At 41.4% G+C, this 24,942-nt stretch carries 19 protein-coding genes and 6 pseudogenes; 16 read left to right on the forward strand and 9 right to left on the reverse strand.

All coding sequences use genetic code 11. The features are described from left to right. Window positions 1–19: 19 nt before the first annotated feature. Window positions 20–1,357: pseudogene (locus KA717_19310) on the forward strand (IS5 family transposase). A gap of 228 nt (window positions 1,358–1,585) precedes the next feature. Here the strand turns inward: KA717_19310 and KA717_19315 are convergent. Further along, window positions 1,586–1,789, reverse strand: a pseudogene (locus tag KA717_19315) (IS5/IS1182 family transposase). 124 nt (window positions 1,790–1,913) lie between these two features. Beyond that, a pseudogene (locus KA717_19320) lies at window positions 1,914–2,193 on the reverse strand (IS4 family transposase). Window positions 2,194–2,793: 600 nt separating this feature from the next. Between KA717_19320 and KA717_19325 the strand changes: the two are divergent. Next, a pseudogene (locus tag KA717_19325) lies at window positions 2,794–2,985 on the forward strand (transposase). Window positions 2,986–3,083: 98 nt separating this feature from the next. Here KA717_19325 and KA717_19330 read toward each other — a convergent pair. Further along, window positions 3,084–3,812, reverse strand: coding sequence for an amino acid ABC transporter ATP-binding protein (locus KA717_19330; GenBank protein UXE64431.1), 729 nt, complete (start codon window positions 3,810–3,812; stop codon window positions 3,084–3,086). Between the two features lie 47 nt (window positions 3,813–3,859). Between KA717_19330 and KA717_19335 the strand changes: the two genes are divergently transcribed. Both KA717_19335 and KA717_19340 read left to right on the forward strand, forming a co-directional pair. Next, window positions 3,860–5,263, forward strand: coding sequence for a 1-acyl-sn-glycerol-3-phosphate acyltransferase (locus KA717_19335; GenBank protein ID UXE64432.1), 1,404 nt, complete (start codon window positions 3,860–3,862; stop codon window positions 5,261–5,263). Between the two features lie 374 nt (window positions 5,264–5,637). Continuing rightward, a complete protein-coding gene (locus KA717_19340; protein ID UXE64433.1) occupies window positions 5,638–6,897 on the forward strand; it encodes an FAD-binding oxidoreductase in 1,260 nt (419 codons plus the stop codon). 257 nt (window positions 6,898–7,154) lie between these two features. Here the strand turns inward: KA717_19340 and KA717_19345 are convergent, their stop codons facing one another. After that, window positions 7,155–7,760, reverse strand: coding sequence for a Uma2 family endonuclease (locus tag KA717_19345; GenBank protein UXE64434.1), 606 nt, complete (start codon window positions 7,758–7,760; stop codon window positions 7,155–7,157). Window positions 7,761–8,261: 501 nt separating this feature from the next. Here KA717_19345 and eno point away from each other — a divergent pair. The 6 genes from eno to rpsU all read left to right on the forward strand — a co-directional run bounded on the left by eno (window position 8,262) and on the right by rpsU (window position 13,358). Beyond that, window positions 8,262–9,560, forward strand: a complete 1,299-nt coding sequence (gene eno / locus KA717_19350; protein UXE64435.1) for a phosphopyruvate hydratase — start codon at window positions 8,262–8,264, stop codon at window positions 9,558–9,560. 405 nt (window positions 9,561–9,965) lie between these two features. Continuing rightward, window positions 9,966–10,160, forward strand: a complete 195-nt coding sequence (locus tag KA717_19355) for a hypothetical protein (protein UXE64436.1) — start codon at window positions 9,966–9,968, stop codon at window positions 10,158–10,160. Between the two features lie 48 nt (window positions 10,161–10,208). Next, the gene (locus tag KA717_19360) at window positions 10,209–11,798 is read left to right on the forward strand and encodes a hypothetical protein (GenBank protein ID UXE64437.1); all 1,590 of its coding nucleotides are present in this window, start codon (window positions 10,209–10,211) and stop codon (window positions 11,796–11,798) included. A gap of 25 nt (window positions 11,799–11,823) precedes the next feature. Then, window positions 11,824–11,934, forward strand: a complete 111-nt coding sequence (locus tag KA717_19365) for a hypothetical protein (GenBank protein UXE64438.1) — start codon at window positions 11,824–11,826, stop codon at window positions 11,932–11,934. Window positions 11,935–12,120: 186 nt separating this feature from the next. Further along, window positions 12,121–13,002, forward strand: coding sequence for a Tab2/Atab2 family RNA-binding protein (locus tag KA717_19370; GenBank protein ID UXE64439.1), 882 nt, complete (start codon window positions 12,121–12,123; stop codon window positions 13,000–13,002). 173 nt (window positions 13,003–13,175) lie between these two features. Further along, window positions 13,176–13,358: a 30S ribosomal protein S21 gene (rpsU, locus tag KA717_19375; protein UXE64440.1), complete on the forward strand. Its 183-nt coding sequence runs from the start codon at window positions 13,176–13,178 to the stop codon at window positions 13,356–13,358. Between the two features lie 57 nt (window positions 13,359–13,415). On the opposite strand, the gene KA717_19380 is transcribed toward rpsU, so the two are convergent. Next, a complete protein-coding gene (locus KA717_19380; protein ID UXE64441.1) occupies window positions 13,416–14,513 on the reverse strand; it encodes a class III poly(R)-hydroxyalkanoic acid synthase subunit PhaC in 1,098 nt (365 codons plus the stop codon). Between the two features lie 124 nt (window positions 14,514–14,637). Here KA717_19380 and KA717_19385 point away from each other — a divergent pair. Beyond that, a pseudogene (locus KA717_19385) lies at window positions 14,638–15,919 on the forward strand (ISKra4 family transposase). A 55-nt stretch (window positions 15,920–15,974) separates the two neighbouring features. Here KA717_19385 and phaE read toward each other — a convergent pair. Further along, entirely contained in the window at window positions 15,975–16,991 is a 1,017-nt protein-coding gene (gene phaE, locus KA717_19390) for a class III poly(R)-hydroxyalkanoic acid synthase subunit PhaE (GenBank protein ID UXE64442.1), read from the reverse strand. A 530-nt stretch (window positions 16,992–17,521) separates the two neighbouring features. Here phaE and KA717_19395 point away from each other — a divergent pair. Further along, the gene (locus tag KA717_19395) at window positions 17,522–18,646 is read left to right on the forward strand and encodes a hypothetical protein (protein UXE64443.1); all 1,125 of its coding nucleotides are present in this window, start codon (window positions 17,522–17,524) and stop codon (window positions 18,644–18,646) included. Window positions 18,647–18,667: 21 nt separating this feature from the next. On the opposite strand, the gene KA717_19400 is transcribed toward KA717_19395, so the two are convergent. After that, window positions 18,668–19,786 (reverse strand): iron-containing alcohol dehydrogenase family protein, encoded by a 1,119-nt coding sequence (locus tag KA717_19400; protein ID UXE64444.1) that lies wholly within the window; start codon window positions 19,784–19,786, stop codon window positions 18,668–18,670. Window positions 19,787–20,079: 293 nt separating this feature from the next. After that, window positions 20,080–21,069 (reverse strand): tRNA dihydrouridine(20/20a) synthase DusA, encoded by a 990-nt coding sequence (gene dusA, locus KA717_19405; protein UXE64445.1) that lies wholly within the window; start codon window positions 21,067–21,069, stop codon window positions 20,080–20,082. A 144-nt stretch (window positions 21,070–21,213) separates the two neighbouring features. On the opposite strand from dusA, the pseudogene KA717_19410 reads away from it, so the two are divergent. Beyond that, window positions 21,214–21,814: pseudogene (locus KA717_19410) on the forward strand (transposase family protein). Window positions 21,815–22,342: 528 nt separating this feature from the next. Here KA717_19410 and KA717_19415 read toward each other — a convergent pair. Beyond that, window positions 22,343–22,711 (reverse strand): DUF2442 domain-containing protein, encoded by a 369-nt coding sequence (locus KA717_19415; protein UXE64446.1) that lies wholly within the window; start codon window positions 22,709–22,711, stop codon window positions 22,343–22,345. A 224-nt stretch (window positions 22,712–22,935) separates the two neighbouring features. On the opposite strand from KA717_19415, the gene KA717_19420 reads away from it, so the two are divergent. The 3 genes from KA717_19420 to KA717_19430 all read left to right on the forward strand — a co-directional run bounded on the left by KA717_19420 (window position 22,936) and on the right by KA717_19430 (window position 24,879). After that, the gene (locus KA717_19420) at window positions 22,936–23,967 is read left to right on the forward strand and encodes a protein rep (GenBank protein UXE64447.1); all 1,032 of its coding nucleotides are present in this window, start codon (window positions 22,936–22,938) and stop codon (window positions 23,965–23,967) included. 252 nt (window positions 23,968–24,219) lie between these two features. Continuing rightward, a complete protein-coding gene (locus KA717_19425) occupies window positions 24,220–24,537 on the forward strand; it encodes a hypothetical protein (GenBank protein ID UXE64448.1) in 318 nt (105 codons plus the stop codon). A 3-nt stretch (window positions 24,538–24,540) separates the two neighbouring features. Further along, the gene (locus KA717_19430) at window positions 24,541–24,879 is read left to right on the forward strand and encodes a KilA-N domain-containing protein (GenBank protein ID UXE64449.1); all 339 of its coding nucleotides are present in this window, start codon (window positions 24,541–24,543) and stop codon (window positions 24,877–24,879) included. Window positions 24,880–24,942: the final 63 nt, after the last annotated feature.

The raw sequence follows: 24,942 nt of genomic DNA on the forward strand, positions 1-24,942 counted from the left end.
TTAAGAAGAGAGAAAGCAGATGTACCGAAAGCAACAGTACTCAATTGAAACACCAGAAAACTTGAAAAATCTGTTCGGCGGGCAGTTAGACGAAGAAAATCGTTGGATAGAAATGTCAAAAATGATTCTTTGGGAAGAATATGAGGAAGAATATGCAAAAAACTTCACAGAAAAAAAAGGAGCCCCAGCCAAATCATTTAGAATGGCATTAGGAGCATTAATTATCAAAGAAATTTCAGGAAAAAGTGACAGAGAAACAGTAGAACAAATAAAAGAGAACCCTTATTTACAGTACTTTATAGGAATGGAAAGCTATAGTAGCAAAGAAGCATTTAATGCGTCAATGATGGTTCATTTTCGTAAAAAAATAGGAATGGAATTAATAAATAAAATTAATAAAGAAATAGAAAAAAAAGCGACGGGTGTAGCGTCAGAAAAAAAAGAAAATGAAGGAAAGTTATTGTTAGATGCGACTTGTACACCAGCAGATATAAAATATCCAACGGATATAGGAATATTGAATGATGCCAGAGAAAAAACAGAAAAAATAATAGATAAGCTGTATGAAGAAATAAAAGAGAAAAGGAAAGAAAAGCCGAGGACTTATAGGGAAGTGGCAAGAAAAGAGTACTTAGCCATAGCAAAAAAACGTCGTGTGTCAAAAAAAGAAAGAAGAAAAGGAACAAAAAAACAACTAGGATATATAAAAAGAAACTTGTCTCATATAGAAAAAATGATAGAAGAGGGAGCAAAGTTAGAAAAACTAACGAAAAAAGAGCAAGAAGAGCTTGTAACGATAGGAAAAGTGTATGAGCAACAGTTAGAAATGTATGAAAAAAAGACAAATAAAGTAGAAAACAGAATTGTGAGTGTAAGCCAACCTCACGTGCGTCCAATAGTGCGTGGAAAAGCGGGAAAAGCAGTAGAGTTTGGAGCTAAAATATCGGCAAGTAATGTGAATGGCTTTGTCTTCTTAGACAAATTAAGTTGGGATAATTACAACGAATCGGGAGATTTACAAGCGCGAATAGAAGAATATAAAAGGGAAACAGGATGTTATCCGGAATCGGTTCATGTGGATAAAATCTATCGAACAAAAGCGAATCGAGCTTATTGTAAAGAAAGGGATATAAGAATGAGTGGTCCCCGATTGGGAAGACCGCCGAAAGAGGTGAGCAAAGAAAAAAAGAAAGAGGCACGCTCAGATGAAAGAGTGCGTAATGCCATTGAGGGTAAATTCGGACAGGGAAAGAGGAAATTTAGTCTTGGTCGAGTGATGGCCAAACTACCTGAGACCTCGGAAACGGTAATTGCGATGAACTTTTTGGTAATGAATCTTTCTACTCTACTTCAGAAGACAAAAAGTAAAAAGTTGTAGAGTCGTTTTTCTTGTGAAAAATGGTGTTAATTTTCCTCTCTTTTGTGAGGAGTGATTTGTGTTGACCTTTTTAGACAGAAAGGAACAATATATTAAACAAAATCTGTATTTTGATTTGTTTCCATAAGGATAAGTTATCTATGCTTTTTCAGTCCATACTTCCCTAACCCACATTTCTTTCGTTTTTTGACTTTTTCAGCAAGCCCTAATTAATGCTCCTAATGCCATTCTAAATGATTTGGCTGGGGCTCCTTTTTTTTCTGTGAAGTTTTTTGCATATTCTTCCTCATATTCTTCCCAAAGAATCATTTTTGACATTTCTATCCAACGATTTTCTTCGTCTAACTGCCCGCCGAACAGATTTTTCAAGTTTTCTGGTGTTTCAATTGAGTACTGTTGCTTTCGGTACATCTGCTTTCTCTCTTCTTAATGCAATGGTTTTGAGGCATTCTACCCTATTTTCGTGCATTCTAGCGGTTCTTAATTCGCCTACTATTTTTCTCCGTAAAGGTTTCAGCTTTTTTCAGCAAGCCCTACTTAATACCCAAGGTTGAGGGATATCCAGCCAACTGACTACAATACGGGCAATGTGATGGTAATCCAGCTCAAATCCTGAGAAAAAGCGTTGTAAGCGTTTTTAATGAGAATCCACCAATGCCCGACCTTCAAAACCCAGGGCCAATTCTTTAAGGTTAACCGTTTTCACTTTGAGGAGGGCGAGTAAGAACAAGGCTAGGAAGGAGAGTCTGGCACCATGCCATCCCAAATCCCAAATGGGGTTTTAGGGCTTGTTTCAATGCGTTATATTGGTTCATGGGTTTTCTTACATTACGTTCATCTTCCATGAAACCCCTTTCTCGTATACTTTTCAAGCCTTTTGTCCTGTACTTAGATAAAAATAATGTCTCTTGTAATCCTGATAATTTCTTTTCCCAATTCAATATTGTTGTTTTCGCGTAGCCAAATACTCGGGCTGCTGCATTTAATCCTATTCCTTCCATTCTGGCTTTTAATACTTTTACAATTTCACTTAATGGGGTTTCTAAGCCAGCGATTACGCTACCATAAGTCTCAGCAAAACAAGAACTACATTCTTGACAAATGAACATTTTACGTTCCCCGTTACCTTTCGTTTGATAATAAGAATGTATTTTTACGTTTTCACTATAGCAATGAGGACAGTTTTTCTTGAATAAGGCATCCTCTTTCTCTTGGCACAAGCCAACATCATTCAGGATTTCCATAGAGCTTTTCTTTAATATTGACATTATTTTCTGTTTCCTTCTTCTTTGATATAATGACAATAATAATAGTATAATAAAAACGGGCCGATGTCTAGTCTTAAACTATTTTTCTATTTTCTCAAAGCCTTACACCATAACTTTTTCCAACTTTGATCAGACGATACCAGTTACCCACCTTACAGTCCAGACTATAATTTAATGGAATTAGTCTGGCATTCAGCAAAAGAGTATATTGCGAATAAATTGTTCAAGTCACTTGAGGAATTAGAATCTCTCATCAAAAAACTTCTTAATGAAGGCGGATTGACAATCCGTTGGGGGCGCAAAATCAAAAACAAGGGATCAAGTACTATTGTAGGTTAAACTGATGACAGCTTACCTTTCAAAAAATAAGATGCGTTCGCCCTGGCTCTCAGACTAAGGTCTGAGCAATTATGCGCAAGCTGTTTTCCAGAAAGAAGTTAAGAATGTAAAATCTTCGAGAGAAATTGCTGGGCCCTAGAAGAGTCAGGATGATTAAAGAAATCACTTTGTTTTCTATCTTCCACAATCTGACCTTGATCCATGAAAATAACGCGATGAGCAACCTGTCTTGCAAATCCCATTTCATGGGTGACAACCATCATGGTCATGCCTTCTTGGGCTAGTTCTACCATGACATCTAGCACTTCGCTGACCATTTCCGGATCTAAGGCTGATGTCGGTTCATCAAAAAGCATGACAATCGGATTCATGGCCAAGGCCCGCACGATCGCCACCCGTTGTTGTTGACCGCCGGATAATTGTCCTGGATGTTTCAGGGCTTGATCTTCTAGACCAACTCTTGCTAATAGTTGTTTCGCCTGGGCGATCGCCTCCTGTTTTGGACGTTTTAGAATTTTAATCGGGCCAATGGTCAAATTGTCCAGAACAGAAAGATGGGGAAAAAGTTCAAAATGCTGGAAAACCATACCCACCCGCGATCGCAACTTGGGGAGATTAGTTTTGATTTTACCGACGGAAGTGCCATCTACTAGAATAGTACCCTCTTGAAAAGGTTCAAGGGCATTAATACATTTGATGAGAGTGGATTTTCCCGAACCAGAAGGGCCACAGATGACGACCACTTCTCCTTCCTTCACCTGGGTCGTGCAGTCCTTCAGCACTTGAAAATTTCCATACCATTTAGAAACATGATTAATATCGATCATGGATTGTCTTGGGTGATAATGCTTTACATCGGCAAACAATAACCATTATGGTTTCTAATTCCCCTCGCGCCCAACCGCCCCTCGAATTTATTCCTCCAGCCCTGAATCCCTGGGTTTTAGCCACTTGTCAACGGATTTTACCCCTCTGGCTCCATTGGCAAACGCCTATTGAAAAAGTCACTGGCAAAAATTTGGACATTCTAGTGCGTACTTATGAGCAATTTCAAGCTGGCCAAGTGCGCTTTCTCCTTGCCTTTCGTCATCCCAGTGTCAACGATCCCTACTGCATGGGCTATTTGTTTTGGCAATTGCTACCCCAAGCAGCCAAAGCTCAAAAGGTGGGACTTGATGCTCCTCTCCATTCCCATTTTATGTATGACCGAGGGATTCCTCTCTGGGCGGGAAAAAATATTGCCTGGCTCTATTCCCGCTTAGGCGGAACGTCTATTCAACGGGGTAAATTAGACTTGCCTGGACTGCGATCGGCGCGGGATTTATTGGCAAATAGTCCCTATCCCTTAGCGGCGGCTCCTGAAGGGGCGACCAATGGCCATAATGAGGTGATTAGCCCCCTGGAACCAGGCATTGCTCAATTAGGTTTTTGGTGTGTGGAAGATTTACAAAAAGCGAATCGTTCGGAAGCAGTTTTGCTCTTGCCCGTTGGGATTCAATATTCTTATCTGGAGCCGCCCTGGATTGAAATTGAAACCTTACTCAGCCAATTGGAAGAAGATTGTGGGATAACATCACCGACTGATCATAGCTTAGAAGAACCTAAACTTTATCAACGGCTTTATCATTTGGGAGAAGTGATGTTAGATTTGATGGAAAACTTTTATCGAGATTTCTATCATCAAGATCTGCCAAAAGTTGCTCAATTACAAACACTACTCATCCAAAATTTAGAAACTGTCCAGGCTGAACCTAACCGCCTTTTTGCCCTACGATTACAAAATTTGCTGAATGTTGCTTTGGGAGTAGCGGAACAATATTTTAATATTCATGCTAAAGGGGAACTATCGGAACGCTGTCGTCGTTTAGAACAGGCTGGTTGGGACTATATTTACCGTGAGGATTTAAAGCCTAACAATCCCATCTGTACGGTACAACGAGGTTTAGCCGATCGCCTGGCAGAAGAGGCAGAGTTACGAATGTGGCACATGAGAATTGTGGAAACCTTTGTGGCGGTGACGGGCAATTACGTGCAGGAGAAACCGACCGTAGAACGTTTTGCGGATACCTTGCTGCTGCTTTGGGATGTGATCACTCGTATTAAGGGCGAAAGTGCTTTTTTCCGTCCGAGCCTGGGCAAACAACGCGCTCAAATTACCATTGGGGAACCAATTTCCGTCACTCAGCGTGCCCCGGACTATAAAGCTAATCGTCGGCAAGCAGTAGCTAGGTTAACCCAGGATTTACAGGATTCTCTAGAAAGTTTGATTATTCATTGATTTGCAGTAGGCTTTTAAGTAGGTGAAACTTAAGAATTGTCAAATTCTTTTATCGGCCTCTCCTTCTCTAATTTTAAGTGACTGGTTTCAATTAAATTGAACATAGATTTTGTGCCTGATCTCCTCTACCCATCTTGATAAGGCTACTGTGTACACACATCTAACCGTTAACCTCGTTTTGCCCCCCCGGCCCCCCAACCTTGGGGGGAGATCTGTATCTTTCTCGGTTCAAAGTCCCTCAGCATTGGGGGATTTAGGGGGCTAGATAAGGTTAAACAGAAAACCAAAGACTTGTGTGTACACAGTAGCTTGATAAGAGGGGTGTCCTACGGAAGGAGGGATCTTATAAATTTTAAGACCTACCTACTTAACTAATGGAAATTTTGTCTTGGGAATCATTAAAAACGGCTGAAAAGTGCGCTATTCAAAAAGCGTTTCGGGAAGATTGTCATTCTTTGGATTGGGTTGCACCTCTCAATGTCGAAGAACTATCGGATTTTGTCTGTCAAGTTGCGGCTCAAAAGCAATCTATTTTGCCGATGGGTTCAGGCAGTAAGCTCGGTTGGGGTAACTTGGTTAATCCGGTTAATTACGTTCTCAGTACACGAAAATTAAATCGTTTGGTTGATCATGCGATCGCCGATTTAACCATTACGGCCGAAGCGGGCATGAAATTGGCAGATCTTCAGGCCTTATTAAAACCCCATCGTCAATTTTTACCCATTGATCCCGCCTATTCTGAACAGGCCACCTTAGGGGGCATTATGGCCACTGGTGATACGGGCAGTTGGCGACAACGTTACGGAGGAATTCGGGATTTAGTATTAGGTTTTTCCTTTGTGCGGTGGGATGGAAAAATTGCGAAGGCTGGCAGTCGTGTTGTCAAAAATGTGGCCGGTTACGATCTGATGAAATTATTTACGGGTTCCTACGGTACTTTAGGCATTATTTCTCAGATTACGTTTCGCCTTTATCCCTTACCGGAAACCTCCCAAACCCTTTGGTTATCAGGTCAGGCAGCATCAGTGGCTACATTAGCTCAACAATTTTTAAAATCTGGATTAGCACCAACGGCAGCGGATATTTTATCTTCTGATTTAGCTCAATCACTGCATTTAGGTTCAGAAATCGGGCTATTAGTGCGTTTTCAAAATATTCCCGAAAGTGTTCAAGAACAGGTCAAGCAATTACAAGTCATGGCGGCGGCGATCGCTTTAAATCAACGCAGTTTCATTGAGGAAGAAGAAAGGCAATTATGGCAAAACTTATCCTCCACAATGACTGTCCCTAAATCTGAAGCCGAAATCATCTGTAAAATCGGTGTTATGCCGGAGCAAGCGGTTCATTTTCTTCAGCAATATTCAGGTCTAGGACAAATTCATTTAGCGACTGGATTGGGTCGCTTATCGCTGCCTGAATTGGATTGGCTGCAACTTTCTCCACAACGACTTTTCTGTGAAAAATATCGCGGTTTTCTGACGGTTTTAGCCTCATCAGCTAGTTTGAAGGAGAAATTTGAACCCTGGGGTTACAGTGGCAATAGTCTAAACATTATGCGCCAACTTAAATACAAATTTGATCCGCACCATTGTTTTAGTCCAGGACGCTTTTGGAGTGATCATCCTTTAGATTGATTTTCTCTGTCTAGTTTCCCGCTTGTGCCCTTCTTTTCTGAATTGACGCTGCAATTCTCAGGAAATCGCGATAAACCTCACAAGTCTCAGGAACTCCTAGGCAATATAATGAACCCAAAAGAATTACGACCTTGAGCCTTTGGAGCCTTTCAAGACAATGTTAAGCAAAGTCCCTGCCAAAATTGAAGCGATCGCCGTCCGTGAAATTCTTGATGTTTTTATAATCAAGCTGTATGTTGCGATAGTCAGACGATCGCTTAAAAACGGGGCAAAATATCTTCTAAACAGAGTTGTAAATCAGGAAATAAAGATGAGAAAATATGGGATTTTAAACGATATTGGGTTTGTTGAGACTCTTCTCCCATTAGTTGACACACCGTAAAAGTTGGTTGTTTCGGTTTACCAATAAAGGCAACTCCACCTAACCCCCGATAATCTACAATCCAATATTCTGGAATTCCTAAAAAAGCATATTCCTCAACTTTTCTGGCATAGTCTGTTTCCCAATTGGTACTCACCACTTCTACGACTAATTTAATTGATCTTCCTAGAGTAATAATCGGTTCTCGATGCCAAAATGGTTCGTCGCCTAACACTCTTTCGTCTAACACGATCAAATCGGGACGACGCGCTGTTGCAATCTCAGAAAAGGGACGAATTAGACAGGTACGTGGTATAAACCAAGGCTGCTTATTTTGCAGTAATGCCATGCCAATATAGGCCGCCAATTTACCGCTAACGGTTTCGTGATAACCTGTGGGTTCCATGTCAATTAATTCCCCATCGGCTAATTCGTACTGGGGAGAATCTGCATATTGCTCTAAAAATTCTTCCAGGGTAATTGCTTTAGATACTGTTAACATGAGATGTTACCAAAAGTTGGGAATAATCGTTTATTAAAATGCTTAAAAACTGGTAGGGGTTTGGTTTCCAAATCTATAAATCAACGGACTTAGGAATTAAGCCCCTAGCTTTAATCAAAAGGTTCCGTTGGTAACGTAGTTGAGAGCACTAGCTGACTGGGGATTAGCCAAAACGGCCGTCACGGCACAGAGGGAAACTGCGGATAGGTTCAAGAAGGCGGATGCCGGAAACTTTTTGGTCATTGAGTTTTTCCTTACATAAGATTTTTCATGGGCAAATCGTAGCAAATATTTACGATTGAGACAAGTAGCGGCCTTAGCCCAACCTACCCAATTTTTGAGTGCAATCTGTTTGTGATGGAAAAGGGCGATCGCTGTTTATCCACCAGATAGAGCAATTCTCAGGAAATCGCGATAAACCTCACAAGCCCCAGGAACTCCTAGGCAATATAATAAACCCAAAAGAATTACGACCTTGAGCCTTTGGAGCCTTTCAAGACAATGTTAAGCAAAGTCCCTGCCAAAATTGAAGCGATCGCAGCCCGTGAAATTCTCGATTCCCGTGGCCGTCCGACCGTTGAAGCTGAAGTCAGACTAGAAACCGGAGCCTTTGGCATTGCTCAAGTACCGAGTGGAGCCTCAACGGGCAGTTTTGAAGCCCATGAATTGCGGGATGATGACCCCAAACGTTACGGCGGGAAAGGCGTTTTAAAAGCTGTCCGTAATATTATCGAAAAGATCGAACCGGAACTGATCGGATTAGATGCCTTTGATCAGTTAAGCGTTGACCAGACCATGATCAAGCGTGACGGTACTACCAATAAAAAAGAGTTGGGTGCTAATGCGATTTTGGCTGTTTCCCTGGCCAATGCGAAAGCGGCGGCGGCGGAACTTGAAATTCCCCTTTATCGTTATCTGGGTGGCCCCCTCGCCAATGTGTTACCTGTTCCTATGATGAATGTCATCAATGGCGGAGCGCACGCTGACAATAACGTGGATTTTCAAGAATTCATGATCATGCCGGTCGGAGCCGAAACTTTTGGGGAAGCCCTACGCTGGGGAGCCGAAGTCTTTGCGGTTTTGGGTAAAGTACTAAAAGAACGCAAGTTGTTATCCGGTGGCGTGGGTGATGAAGGGGGTTATGCTCCTAATTTAAAATCTAACCAAGATGCCCTGGATATTCTCATTGAAGCGATTGAAAAAACGGGTTACAAACCTGGAACTGAAATTGCCCTAGCCATGGATATTGCCTCCAGTGAATTCTACAAAAATGGTCAATACACCTACGATGGTGCGCCTCACAGTCCCCAGGAATTTATTGATTATCAAGCTAAGTTAGTCAGTCAATATCCCATTGTTTCGATTGAAGATGGTCTTCAAGAAGATGACTGGGAAAGTTGGAAAGGTTTAACGGAAAAATTGGGAGCAAAAACTCAATTAGTGGGTGATGATTTGATGGTGACAAATCCCATTCGTTTACAAAAATCGATTGATTTGGGCGTTGCTAACGCTATTTTAATTAAGCTCAATCAAATTGGTTCTTTAAGCGAAACCTTGGAAACCATTTCTCTAGCCACCCGTTACAGTTACCGTTCTGTGATTTCCCATCGTTCGGGGGAAACGGAAGATACCACGATCGCTGATTTAGCCGTGGCCACCCGTGCGGGTCAAATTAAAACGGGTTCTCTCTGTCGCAGTGAACGGGTTGCAAAATATAATCGCCTGTTACGCATTGAAGATGAACTCGGCGATCGCGCTGTTTATGCTCCCAAATTAGGCCTTGGCCCCAAACATTCCTAGTTAATCTTAAAGATTAGAAAATTTGGTGGGAATTTACCCACCTTTTTTAAGCAATGGAAAAATTAAAGACAGTAAAACTTGGTACGGGGACAACCAACTTAGTTCTCATCACATCTGTTTCTTCGTGCAACCCCAAAAGTACCACAATGAAAAGTGGCACACAGTTTGCTTGATCTACGCTGTTTATAGGGCATGGTTTAACAATTAAACACCATATATGGCTACATTAAAAAAAAGTGAATGATTTTGTCAAAAAAGATTTACATTTTGTTAAAACGCATTTACATTCCGTTAAAATAAATGTAGGGTTGTAAACTAATTGATTGCTTGTCTCATCCAAAGGCATAATCTAAAATCAACAGAGATTGTTTTCTAAGATACACATACCAATAAAAGAGGTTTATTATGGCAACTCTAGAAAAAAATATACACGATATAGCTAGAGAAGCTAGAGAATGGGTTTCTTCGGAGGAAGGTCAAAAGACTATTGAAAAAGCCCTAAAAGAATCGAAAGAAGTGTTATCTCGTCTTCATCAATCATCAGCAAATAACGCAGAAACACTTAAAAGCCTTGCTTCTCGAAAAATTAGCAATTTTTAATCTTCTGAAAAATATTAGCTCGTTTTATTAGTTTATTTTTGACCTAAAGTGAGTTCAAACTTCAAAGTAGTCGGATACTCTATTGGCGAATTAAAGTCCGTTCTTGCGGGCAATTCCAAGGCTTCTATTCATCTTATAGAGTCAAAGATTTACATCGTGTATTTCGAGGAGTATTTTGATACGCTAAAAGCTCGAACAATTATAGTTGAGTATAACTATGTTGATCGTGATTTTCTAGAGGATTTTGCAGGATATTATGTCAGGTGTTTTCCTGACTATAAAAGGTATTGCACTCGTATTCATTTTTTTGATCGTTCATTTACTGAAGACGACTTCAAGAATCTAATAAGTGCCTGTGAAAATAACTTACTAACTGAAAAAGATTTGCAAGATAGCTACTTGGGCTTTGTTATTGTCAAGCCTCTTCCAAAAACTATTATAGGCCGAACCTGTCTCCGTACTTATCCCAAAAATAATGCGGGAAAGGACGGAGAAAGATTTTTTCCGATTATTCGACAATACAATGTTAACCTTTTCGGTATTTCATTAAATGTTGAAACTCTTGCTTTTCAAGAACAAGATCAAGTAGCCGCCGCTTGTGCAACTAGTGCTTTATGGACTGTATTTCAAGGAACTGGAAAAAAGTTTCAACACTCAATACCATCACCCGTAAAAATAACAGAAAAAGCTTTTCAAAGTTTTCCTTTAGCCACTCGTGCATTTCCTAATCGTGATGGATTGACAGCCGAGATGATGGCTCAAGCAATTAGAGATGTAGGGCTAGAGCCTTTCAGCCTAAACCCACGTGAGGAGTATGTTAGAAAAGCCACATTGTATGCCTATTTGCGCGGACAAATTCCTATTTTGCTCGGATTTACAATATATAAAGTAAATGAGCAGTATCAACGCGATTACACAATTGGAGGACACGCAGTTGCTGTTACAGGATTTCATCTTGGCAGTCAAATAGAACCGCTTATGTCATCAGGTTTTCTGCTGAAAGCTTCTCAAATGGACAAAATTTATGTTCACGATGATCAGGTTGGCCCTTTTTCTAGAATGAACTTCGATAAGATAAAAATTTCTTCGGAAGATTCACCACAAATAGACTCTATTTCTACGTCATGGGGAAGTCAAGGAGGTAATTATAGGGCAGTTATTGAGTTAATATTGATACCTCTTTATCATAAAATTAGGATTCCCTTCGAGGTTGTTTTTGATGCTACTGTAAGATTTAACTGGTTTTTCATTGAAAGTTTAATAATTAACGAAAAAATACCATTTCTTGAAGAAAGATTAGAATGGGATATTTACTTAACAACAGTTAATGACTTAAAATCTGAAATCTTCAATTCTAATGAGATCGAAAGTAAACTACGTTTAGAAGTATTGTCGTATAGTTTGCCTCATTTTATTTGGCGTGCAACAGCCACTCATGAAGGAGATAAAGTTTTAGATTTTCTTTTCGATGCTACTGATATTGAGCAAGGCCAGTTTTTTCTAAGAGCAATTGAATATAATCAGGAACTATCAGAAGTATTGCGAGAAATAGCCAAGTCTCCATCTTTAGAACAGACTTTTCAAACAACCTCAGAAGGAAAAATTATTGAATGGTTTAAACAACAATCGAATGATTAGAGACTTTGTTATGGAAAACTAAAAAATGCGATCGCAATCAAAATCCTTAGATGACATTATTTCCGCTGATTTGGCGGTGGCCACCCGTGCGGGTCAAATTAAAACGGGTTCTCTCTGTCGTGGTGAATCAGAATAGAACTTAAGTCTTGACCGAGTTGAGATATTAATTGCCGCGGCATAACCGCCTTTTTGGGTAAAGCAATAGTTGACCAAAGCTTTTCTCCTGTCGTCCTATAATGAGATCTGGCCAACGGTCTGGGTAAAACTGGTAAGCCGAATTGGTACTGGCACTATATGAATGCTAAGGAGTTTAAGTTCAAAAATGGGAACTATCTGGGAATTAGATTTTTATTCGCGCCCAATTTTAGATGAAGAGCAAAAAAAACAATGGGAAGTATTGATTTGCGAGTCCCCCCAGTCTCCCCGACAGTTACCAGAGTCCCTATTTCGCTATAGCCAATTTTGTCCGAGCAGTACCGTTAACTCTGTTTGGCTCAAAGAAGCGATTAAGGCAGCGATCGCCGAATCAGGAGAAATGCCCCAAAAGATACGCTTTTTCCGACGGCAGATGAATAACATGATCAGTAAAGCCTGTGAGGAGTTAGGGATTCCTCCAGCCCCCAGTCGTCGTACCTATAGCTTGAACCAGTGGCTCAATCAACGTCTAGTCGAATTTTATCCTCAGCAACCAGGCTATGATCCCCAATTAGTCAAAAATACATCGGTTCAATATCCAGCTTTGAATGCTATTCCCCTACCCGATGCGATTCGCGGCGATCGCGGGGATCAATGGGCCTTAGTTAGCTTGGAAGTAGCGGCCTTTGAAGATTTACCCGAATGGGAGATTAGCTTTGGAGAAAGTTTTCCCTTGACCGCCTTTGGTGTCACCCCAGAAACTTCAATTCCAGGCTTAATTCTCTTTTCACCGCGATCGCTGCCCTTTGCCGGTTGGTTGTCGGGATTAGAATTGGGCTATCTCAGCTTCAGCAAAACCCCTCAACCCATGATTCGCCTAGAGACGGGAACCAGTGACAGTTGGATTTTAGCCAATATGACCAATGCCAATACCGTGGCCGAGGCCCAGGGCTTTGAACAACGCAAGGCGCAAGCCCATAATCTCCATTTTCTCGCCATTCAAGATCGTCCTGAATCAGAGTCGTTTGCGGGCTTTTGGCTTCTTCAAGAAGCTGATGAACTCAAATAAAAAGCTAAAACGAGGGAGAATTTTTCTCTAAAGCCTGACAAAAATTATAACCAGGAAGATGACTAAGGGGTCAAAAACAAGTAATATGGATAGGCTAGGGGTACTTTGTTCACAAACAAAAATAGTTCCCCCCCCATCCCATATCCTTGATTAGGAGGTTTAAAAATTCAGGAATGACTCAAGTTGTCGTCGGTCAAAACGAACCCATCGAATCAGCCTTACGTCGCTTCAAACGCCAAGTCGCCAAGGCAGGCATTTATACAGATTTCAAGAAACACCAATTCTTTGAAACACCTCAGGAAAAACGGAAACGTAAGGAAGCCACCCGTAGAAGACAGCGTTCCCGTCGTCGCTAGATGAAAAATGATGTTGAGATGTTAGCCCCTCCCGTTTTGAGAGGGGTTATCTATTATTTAGGATTGACGGGATTTTAACCAATCGGCGATCGCTGGGGGCAGATCTCGTTGGACTTTACCACTGACATACATGCCAATATGACCGACGGGGAAGGATTTAACGGTGTAATCCTCGTTGTTGATGTAATCTCCCAGGGCCAGGGAAGAAGCCGGAGCCACTAAATGATCTTTTTCGGCATAGAGATTGAGGATAGGCATGGTTAAATTGCTAAGATGAACCGGGCGATCGCCGATCACTATTTCCCCCTTAATTAACTTATTCCCTTGATAGAAATCCTTGAGGAATTGGCGATAGGTTTCTCCGGCTTGGTCAGGACTATCAAAAATCCATTTTTCCATGCGGAGAAAGTTAACTAATTTATCTTCACTTTCCATGATTTCTGGCATATCTAAATATTTTTGATAACTTAGCTGTAACGGTTTCAGCATCAAAAATTCTAGATTGAGAAAATCGCCTGGAATATTTCCCAAGGCATCCACCATCAGATCAATATCCACTGCCTCGGCTCCGATGGTGCAACCACCCCTGGCATTTAATAGCGTTTCTGGTTGGTGGAAGTCAACCGGAGCGACCATAACAATCAGATTTTTAACCTTTTCGGGGTAAATGGCTGCATAACAAAGGCTAAAGGTTCCGCCTTGGCAAACCCCCAGTAAATTAATTTTAGGAAGATGATGCCGTTCTCGAATCACATCCACACAGTTATTGATATAGCCATTGAGATAATCATCCAAGGTTAACCAGCGATCGCTGCGAGTGGGATAGCCCCAATCAATGAGATAGACATCAATGCCCAGTTTAAGTAGATTGGCCACCAGGGAACGGTCAGCCTGTAAGTCCACCATATAGGGACGGTTGACCAGGGCATAGACAATCAAAACCGGAATGGCCAGGGGATGTTCAACCACCGGCTTAAAGCGATAGAGAACAATTTTATCTTCCTGATAGATCGCCTCCTTGGGGGTTACACCGATTTGAATATCCTCTTCCGTGAGATTACTCAAATTTTCAATTCCCTTAACCACCTTTTTGGTTAATTCAACATATTCATGGGTGGATTCTTCAATTCGCATTTGCGTTAAAAACGGTAGCATAATTCTCATCCAGTTAATGATAAAAAGCAGAGGAAAAGCCTGATTCTTGAGGGTGTGACCTTTAGTTGATGAAGGAAAAGAAAAGTGTTAACATGAGATGAAAAGTGACAAAGAGGAAACAATGATGACAGCAAAACTAATTAATGTAGAGGGTTCAAAGATAAAAATAGAACTAACATTAGAACTAAGTCGTTCAATGTTGGATACAGAAATAAATATTCAAAAAGGCTTAAACGAAGTAGGTTGCATCGCCAGCAAAGAAGCCTTGAAATATTTAGATACAGATGGTTCACCCTTAAAAATCGGTGAAGAAATCTGGAAGAGTAAGGGAGAGCAACCGAAAGAATATCAAACACCTTATGGTGAGGTTATAGTGAATCGTCATGTATATCAGCGTTCACCTTTGAGGAAAAACGTATTGCCCCTTAGAAAGAGAAGCAAGGATAATCATAACATCAACGCCATTATTGGCAAAACAGGTATCCTCAAAAATGTCAGGGATGGCAGGCAAAGAGGTGAAAAATGATTTATTAGAAAATCATGGTAGAAAAGTAGCGCTATCCTATATCCAAAGATTGAGTGAAGCAGTAGGAAGTGTGGTACAGGCAAAAGAAGAAGCGTGGAGTTATGCCCCGCCCAAGGAGGATAGCCAAATTGCAACAGTGGGAATAGGATTAGATGGAACCTGTATGCTGATGTGTGAGGATGGCTACCGTGAAGCAATGGTGGGAACCGTTTCCCTATACGATAGTGAAGGCGAACGTCAACATACAATCTATCTAGGTGCGGCACCAGAGTATGGAAAAAAGAGTTTTCTAGAAAGATTAGAAAGAGAAATTGAGCGAGCGAAAAACCGTTATCCAGAGGCAACATTGGTCGGGATAGCAGACGGGGCAGAATCAAATTGGAAGTTTTTAGAAAAGCAAACGGAAGAACAGATATTAGATTTCTATCATGCCTCTGGTTACTTAGGTGCCTTGGCAGAAGCGTTGCATCCGAATACCGTGTCAAAACAAAAAGAATGGTTGACTGAAAATTGTCGAGAACTCAAGCATGAAAAAGGAAAAGCAGGAGAACTGCTAAATCTGATGAAAGAAGTCAAAGAAGAAAAAAGTCATTCTAAGAATCTTACCGAGAAACTACAAGCGGCGATTACTTATTACGAGAATCATCAGCATCAAATGGATTATGCTGAATACATAGAGAAAAAGTATCCGATTGGTTCAGGTGTTACGGAAGCAGCTTGTAAGACGTTGGTCAAACAACGATTATGTTGTTCAGGGATGCGATGGAAGGAAAAAGGAGCAGGAATTATTTTGAGCCTACGAGCTTTGGTATTGACCAAGGAACGATGGAGTCAATTTTGGGCAAAACTTGATCAATATGGGTTCCCTGTAGAACCCTGATTACAACAGCTTTTATCAACTAAAGGTCGCACCCGATTCTTGATTAGCCTGGGCATTAGGAAGGATCGGCTGAAATCTGGGATTCAACGGATTCAATTTGTGCCAATTGCTTCTTGAGTTGTTTAACTTCTTTGCGAAGAGAATAGATATTTTGATGAACTTCATCAATTTCGCTGCGAGTCGGTAGATTCATCAACTTCATCCACTCTTCCATCAAGATCTGTTGTTGCAGACGATAGCTGTTGAGCTTATTGATAAAGTTTCCCCGTATGCGCAGATTGTCGTCCTGACGGAAGGTTTCCTCAAAAATGCGATCGGCGATAACACTGGAAATTTGCTGGAATTCCCGCCAATCCGTAATTTTTTTATCCTGTCCGTAGAGGGTAACTAACTCCTGCATGAGGGCTTCTAGGGAACGATATTGAACATCGGCAAGCACAATTTGATAATCAACACTGGCTCGGTACAGTTCCGTCCACACATCAAAGGTTTTCAGTAACTTGCCATTAATCTCACGGGTGGGCCCCAACAGAGGACTTTGCATTAAACTGCCAAAGGTTTCCTCGTAGAGCAAATTCCAATAGAGATTATTGAGTTCTAGCCAGGGCTTATTGCTTCCCGTCGTGGTTTGACTGAGGGGCTGGAGTGATGCGGTAACGGAATCTAGCCAAAGTTGATTGAATTTTTGTACTTCTTTGAGATACATTTGCCAGAGTTCACTCACATCCTGGGTAACTTTGCCAGAAGCGATTGCGGACTGTTGGAGTTGCTGCTGAACCTGGGCAAGATATTGACCCAATAATGGCTGCCAATTTTGTCCCGCCTCAATTTTCGGAAAAAGTTCTTGCCAGGTGTTGAAGGACGTTTCTAGGAGACGAGCGTATAGAGCTTGATTCGTGAGTATTTGTTGACTAAAGTGTTGAAATGCGGGCTGACCTTGCTCAATGGGGTTAGGGATATTAGGCTTACCCATCAGATCAAACCAGTTTTTCCACATCTGAGTTCCTGTTTCTAGCCAAAGTTTGCCGAAGGGATTGGCCATTTCCGTCCAAGGGTTAGTATCTTGTTGCATAATGTTAACGCTACCTTGCTGACTTTGCCTTTCTATCTATTATGACTTAGAACTAGAATTTTGCTTATAAAATTAAGTCAGGAAACAGTGAGTCAAGAAAGCTAAAGAAAAAGTTAAAAATTCAGTCTCAGTGGATGGGTAAGATATTGCAAAAACTTCTCGATTAATCCTTTGCGAAAATTGGGGAGAGGTCGTTTTTTATGATTAAATGACTATTATTTTTCTCATTTTCTATACAATTCTTTCAGTACGTTAACGCATCATTTCAAGCAACCCTTACGCACCCAAATAATGAAGTAAATGCGACGTTTTGTAGTTTATTGGTATAGATTTGATAGTGACAACCTGCTTTCCTTTTGATATTGTATCACAGAGAGATAAGCCTTGAATCGCCGCTCTCCCTAATCAAGTTGTCCTAGAAGGACAGGGCTTTAAACCAATTTTTCTGGTAAGCTGAACGTTATTATCAAGCCAAAGCCTGAATAAAAAAGTTTTGTACTAAATATCGTTGTCTGTCCAAGCAGCCCTCTATGGTTATCACCCCCAATCGTCTTACCCGCTTAATTGTCTGTAGTCTCATCGGTTGGACAGTACTTGTTGTTATTGCTCCAGGGCGAGTAACAAAGCCGATCGCCCTAGGATCCCTATCCGTTTTGGCCCAAAGCCCTACCCCCAATGACCTAGGCTCAAACACCAAGCCTGAACCTCTATCGCCGGAAGTCAGAAAACAATACAATCTCACCATGCAATCGGGTTATGGGGCTGCTCAATCTCGTCGTTATGCTGAAGCCCGTCGATTTTTCCAAGAAGCCTTGAAGTTGAACCCCAATGATATTTATGCTCGGCAGGCACTATTTAATATAGACACTTATCAAGTCATCAACCAGCAACAATTTCCGCCCCTCTGGTTATTATTGCTAGGCGTCATGGTGATGATGATTGCTTTATTTGGCATTTTTTTGCTTATTTTCCATCAATCCCAGCAACATTTCTTAAGGGAAGTCCTGGAACGTCGTCAACAACTTGAACCTTTACAGCAATCACTACAAGCTGGGGAATTGAAAGCAACCGCAAATACAACTCAATCCCAGACTCCCGCACCTCTTCCCCTTACGCCCCTCATGCCTTCTCTGAGTTCTGAGGAAAACAATCTCCCTCTGCAAACAACCCAACGGATCCGTAAAACAGAGTTTGTGGAGCAACTAATTACGGATTTAAGTACAACCGATGCCCGAAAACGACGTAAAGTCATTTGGGAATTGGCTCAAAAGGGGGATTCACGGGCCGTTAAGCCCTTAGTTGACTTAATGATTAGTACTGATTCCCAAGAGCGGAATTTAATTCTAGAGGCCCTATCTCAGATCAGTACACGCACTCTAAAGCCGATGAATCAGGCCTTAGCTCTATCTTTGCAGGACAAAAATCCTCAGGTACGAAAAAATGCGATCCGAGATTTAACCCGTCTCTATGATTTAATGTCTCAAATTAGTCAACAGCTTTCCTTTGCAGTTCATGACCACGATAGTGGGGTTCAAGAAACGGCTCAATGGGCGATGGATCAGTTAAATTTACAAAATCCTTCCCGATTAGGTATGTTCAATCGCAGCAATCTCAGTACAGTTGATCCTAGTTTGTCAGAAGGCTCAGAGGGCTAGGGTCACTGTAGAACTCAGACACTAAATACCAGTGGTCGAAACCATTGCAGCCATAAGAGGTTCAGGCGTAACGTTAAAGGGTAAGCGATGAATATCGGAAGTAGATTGACAGGTGAACTCAGCAATTTGTCGTAATTCCGTCATAGTGATTGCTCCCATACCCAGCTCCTCTAGGGTTTTCGGTAGGCCAATCTCACCATAGAATTTGAGTAATTGTTGACGGGAGGAGAGGGCCAACTGATTCTCCGCCAGCAATTCCTCTAGTCGTAGTTGTACTAAAATACCGTAGGCTACCTTTTCCCCGTGCAAAGCATGATGGGCTAAGGGCAATTGAGTTAAACCATTATGAACGGCGTGGGCCGCGACCGTCCGACAATTTGCGCCACCTAATCCCCCAATCACTCCCGCTAATAAAACTGTTGCATCAACAACTTCCCGCCAGATTTGACTGCCTGGATTTTGTAGGGCTTCCGCCGATTTTTGTAATAACAAGTCCCGTAATACCCTGGCCTGTTGAACGGCTGCAATGGTTAAGGTATCAGAGGAATGGCCACTGCTGACGGAGGCTTCATACCATTTGGCGATCGCATCCCCAATACCGGCAATGAGCATTCGTTGAGGGGCCGTTTGCACCAATTCATAGTCGAGGATTAGAAGGTCGGGACAACGGCGTAGGGGGACATCATACTGAAAAGCTCCGGCTTCACTATAGACATTAGACAGAGCCGTCCAGGCCGCACAGGTAGCACCGGCGGTGGGAATCGTTATAACCGGTAATTGGGAAGCGTGGGCCACCAGTTTAGCGGTATCAAGAGCCTTGCCACCACCAATACCAATAATCAGATCCGCTTGGTGATTTTTAACGGCGGCTTGCAGATGGGCAAGGGAAGATTCGGAACAATCAGGAGCATAACTTTGGGCTAAGGCTGTTAATTGCTGAGACTCAAACAGCTTAGTGAGGGATTTTTGGACTAAATCCAGCGTCATTTGTCCCCCAATCACCAACGGTCGTTTCCCCAGAGCCGCGATCGCTTTTCCCGTTTCCCCTAGGGGCGATCGCAAGACCAAGGCCGGTGCCACATTCAAATTTGCAGATAAGGCGGTTACTGGAGAGACAATTTTGGCTGATTTTGCGACCATGTGTTAGCTTCCTGTCCTTTTTTAGATTCAATAATAGTGTGGGAAAAATACTTAACTTTTTTCAAGATAACAAACTTTGCTCTTTCCTGTTATCATCCACTAGGTTAGTTTTCTCCTCATTATCTAACGTTTTTAATGAGGGTTCTATCCCACATATAATGTACTTTTAAACATTCTAGAGAGTTTGAACTTACGTTTTTCTCACTCAATCTCTACTCTTAAAATAACAGCTTAATAGATCGTTACAATAAAAATTAGAATTCGCAAAAAAAACAAGAGAAAATAAGGGTAGTTTAAGTTCGATCCTCCCCTAGGGACATTTTCTCTAGCGCGGTTTCAATAATGTTAATACCCGCACCAGGCAGACAGGAATTTTCGCTAATATAGCGTTTCCAAGCCTTATTACGGGGTTGACCACTAAATAGATTTAATAGATGCCGACTAATACTATGTAATTTCAAGCCTTGATGCACCCAATGATCGATATAGGGCAACATGCTCGCAACAATTTCGGAACGAGTGGGCGGCATCCGATCTTCCCCGTAAATATCGCGATCAACGGTGGCGAGAAGGTAGGGATTATCATAGGCCGCACGACCAATCATCACCGCATCAACGGCTTGCAGATGGTCTTTAACTTGCGCGATGGTAGTAATGCCGCCATTAATTTCAATGCAAAGTTGAGGAAAGTCTTGTTTCAGTCGATAAACCAGGTCATAACGAAGCGGTGGAATGGTGCGATTTTCCTTGGGACTTAGACCCGTTAACCAAGCTTTGCGAGCGTGGACAGTAAAGCGTTGACAACCGGCTTCGGCCACTATTTGCACAAATTCGGCCAGCTTTTCGTAACTATCTCTGTCATCAATGCCAATTCGATGTTTGACGGTAATCGGGATGGAAACGGCTTGCTGCATTTTGGCCACACAGTCGACCACTTGTTGAGGTCGCGCCATTAGACAAGCTCCAAATTGTCCATTCTGAACGCGATCGCTGGGGCAACCCACATTGAGATTAATTTCGTCGTAACCCCAATCCTGGCCAATCTGGGCACATTCGGCTAAGGTTTTGGGATCGTCGCCTCCCAATTGCAAGGCCAGAGGTTTTTCCTCTGGGGAAAATGCCAATAATTTCTGGCGATCGCCCCTTAAAATGGCTGCGGTGGTAATCATTTCTGTATAGAGCAAGGTTCGACGGCTAATCTGTCGCCAAAAATAACGACAATGGCGATCGGTATAGTCCATCATCGGAGCCGCACTTAAAGGATAACAATCAAGATATTTCATTAGACCTCTTGCATAAATATTATATGTTACAATAAAGGGTTAACTAAAATACGTTTTATACAAACAGTGGCATAAATTTACCGTATAAAAACAGAAAATGCTATCGTGAAAGTGGAAACTAAAATCACTCATCGTAATTTAATTATGGAATATAGCAAGGCAAGAAAACTATCAGCAAATCGATTCAAGAGACTGACAGGGGTTCAAAAACCGACATTTAAGCGAATGGTAGAGTTGGTCAAAAATGAGGAGAAAAAAAAAGAAGGTTGGTTGTCCGTGTAAATTGAGAATAGAAGATCAAGTTTTAATGGCCCTTCAATATTTAAGAGAATATAGAACACAGTACCATATTGGAACAGACTGGGGAGTATCAGAATCAACGGTGTGTCGTACAACTCAGAAAATCGAAAATAGCTTAATTCGCTCAGGAGTATTCAGTCTACCTGGAAAGAAAGAGTTACGTCAAAAAGGGACAGAAGAAAAAGTAGTGGCAATTGATGTAACAGAGAGTCCGATAGAAAAACCAAAAGAAAATCAGAAAAATTATTATAGTGGGAAGCAAAAAGAACATACATTAAAGACGCAAATAATTGTTGACCTAAAAAGCCAGAAAATCATCTGTCTAGCGAGTGGTAAAGGGAGAGTGCATGACTTCAAGCTATTCCAAAATAGTGGAGTAAGAGTAGGAGATTTGATAAAAATGATAGCGGACAAGGGATATCAAGGAATTGCCAAAATTCATAAATGAAGTGAAACACCGATTAAGAGAAAAAAGGGTAAAAAATTAAGTAGGGCTTGCTGAAAAAGTCAAAAAACGAAAGAAATGTGCAGCAATTCCAAATTCAAACGGTAACATAGGATACAGACATGATCTTGTTTTTATGGATGCAAGAGATATTAACCTAATCTCTGAGTTTTTTTGCATTCCCTCCTCCAATCTCGGTCTCTTAGAGAGTCAGTAACCTGCAAACAAACTTGATCAATCACTAAATAGAGCATTACATTGATTCTAAATATTGGCATTAAACCCCTTGACCGTAAGCACTTCAGGGATTTTGTATCTTTAGCTACATTCTGAATTTGGAATTGCTGATTGATGACACGCCCTAAAATTTCTTTCAAGTCGGTTTCAACAATCGTTGGTGGCATAGTTTATGATTCCCTTAGAGATTTTTTGAATGGATTGGAAGAAGTTAGCCGCTTTTCCTTGTCTTTGGCTTCTTTTCTTTCAAAACGGAGATATAGCAGTTGGGTGAACTATCCCTTATTGGATTTAGGAAGCCTGTTGATTTAACCATTGTCGTTGTAATTTAGCCATCCACTTTTTTGAGCCAAATACCCCCATCAATAAATCAGGGATACTCAAATCAGCATCTAAATTTTCCCAGTGTAAAGCATCTCCCGATGGAGTCAATTCCACCCTGGCTAAATCCTCTGGACTGGCTTCTGTTAATCCTTGGGCGATCGCTGGCGGAAAACTGAAAATAGACCCATTTTTTAAATGAATAACAACTAAATAGTTGGTCGCATCATACATCGCAGAAACTGCTCTAGGTTCACTCATATTAGCGATTTTGGCCGCCGTTTGAGCTTGGGTAAACTGCTCCCTAAAAGCCAGGTCATCAAACGTTGTGTTATCCATGAATATCTTCCCACTGGGTTAAAAAAACTGAGGCATTCTCTTTGACTATCAAAAGAGCTTGTTTGGCCTCCTTTGCGGTCATGCCCTCTACTCGAATCATTAAGGGATAACGTTGATCGAGGTTTTGCCCGTATCCCCTGCACTTCAAAATAATTAATCTCAAATAGCAAAAAACTCCAGTATCCTAGAAGGTATCTTACGCCAACCAAATACTCGGAGTTTTTGTGCCTGACCAACTCAATATCGGTCAAAAATCTAATGTTCCCATTGTATCTTTTATTCATCAAGATGGATATACATTCTTAGAATCCCTCTCTGAAAAAGATAAGCCTTGGGATAAGCATCGGAAAAATGCCGACATCATCTCTAATTATTACAAGCAAGGGGGAATGGATTCTCACGCCGAGAGGGTTTCCCTTTGCTCTCAATTACTAGAATTCAAACTGGTTCCCGATAATAAGACAGGTCAACAGAGGTTAAAGTTGGCTTCTGCTAAATTCTGTCGGGTTCGCCATTGTCCGATCTGTCAGTGGAGACGATCGCTCCGTTGGAAGGCAAAAGCCTACGAGAATCTACCAAAGGTAGTTACTGATTATCCTGATGGGCGTTGGATTTTTCTGACGTTGACCATGAAAAATTGTGAGTTGACCGATTTAAGAGAGACATTGCATCATCTTAATCAGTCTTTTAGACGGTTAACCCAGTTGAAGGCATTCCCTGGGATAGGTTGGATAAAGTCGGTTGAGATTACAAGGGGACGCGATGGGCAATCAGCACATCCTCATCTCCATTGTCTAATCCTGTTGAAGGATAGCTATTACAAGGAAGATTATCTATCCAAGACTGATTGGATCGCTTTATGGAAGCAATGCCTTCGAGTTGATTATTCTCCAATTCTGGACGTAAAAGCTGTTCAGGCTGAAAGTTCACCAGTGGGGTTGATTGCGGAAATCTTAAAGTACCAGTGCAAGGAAAGTGACCTTGTGGCTGATTGTGATTGGTTTTTGGAGTATGTTAAACAGGTACATGGTACAAGAGCAGTCGGGGTTGGCGGTGTTCTTCGGGACTATTTCAGAGAATTAGAAGAGGAGCCAGAGGATTTAATTGGCCATGATGAGGAATCAACGGAAGAGACTGAAGGCCCGTCTCTCTATTTTCGATGGAATAGGAAAATCAAAAAATATGTCATGGTTACGGCGACCGCGATAGGGATTGTCTGTAAGATTCCCGAAAAGGGATATGACGACACCACCTAACACCACTAAAACATGACTCTTTCTATACTCTAAACGGCTAAAAAATGGACTTATAAAAAAGGACTAAAATCCATTGCTAATAAGGCTTTTAGCCATTTTGAAAAAGTTAAGTTCTAACCCGTTCAGAGTATAACACTGGCTTTATCCATGTATTTCATGGATAATTTTTGCTATACTTTACCATGTATTACATGACATTTTCCATTACTTATGATAATGATGGTGTAACATAGTCAATATAGGAGAAAGAAAATGCCTAGAGGTGGTAAGCGTGTTGGCGCAGGAGGAAAGTTTAAGTGGAATCACGGGAAAACAAGAGTTATCAGGGTTCCCGATTCACTCGCTAATGATATTTTGGAGTTCGCTAGGCGATTAGACGCAAGCGACTATGATTGTGTTACAGAGACAAAAATCATTGATTTGTCAGGGGTGTCAGTTTTCACAAAGAATGGCAAGTCCTGTATATTTCTCAGTGATCTACTATTTTTGGGTTATGAGATTAAGCCAGATAAATTAACGGAAAGAATTATCTCTGAAGCTTATAAAGACCAGTTAATCAAAGGAATTTAGAGTATGAACACTAGAATTAAGACTATAGAGCGCAAAATTGAGGGAATTGCCATATATCAGCGAGAAACAGATGGATATGTCAATGCAACCCAGATATGTAAGGCACATCTGGAGATAACGGGAGAGAGAAAAGATACGTCCAATTGGCTACAAACAAAAATGGCACAGTCCGCCATCAATAAGCTTTCTCTCGTTACAGGAATTCCTGTAACGGAATTAATAGAGGTAAAGCAAGGTGGCAAATATCAGGGGACATGGATACATCCCCGTCTTGCTGTTCGTTTTACGATGTGGGTCAACGATGATTTTTCTTTGTTCGTAGAAGACTGGATTCATTCTTGATTGGGTTCTGGCTATACTCCTGCTCAGATGGAAGCAGATATAGACAGGATTGCTATGCGTGAT

It is taken from the genome of Woronichinia naegeliana WA131 (genome assembly GCA_025370055.1).
Taxonomy (GTDB): Bacteria; Cyanobacteriota; Cyanobacteriia; order Cyanobacteriales; family Microcystaceae; genus Woronichinia; species Woronichinia naegeliana.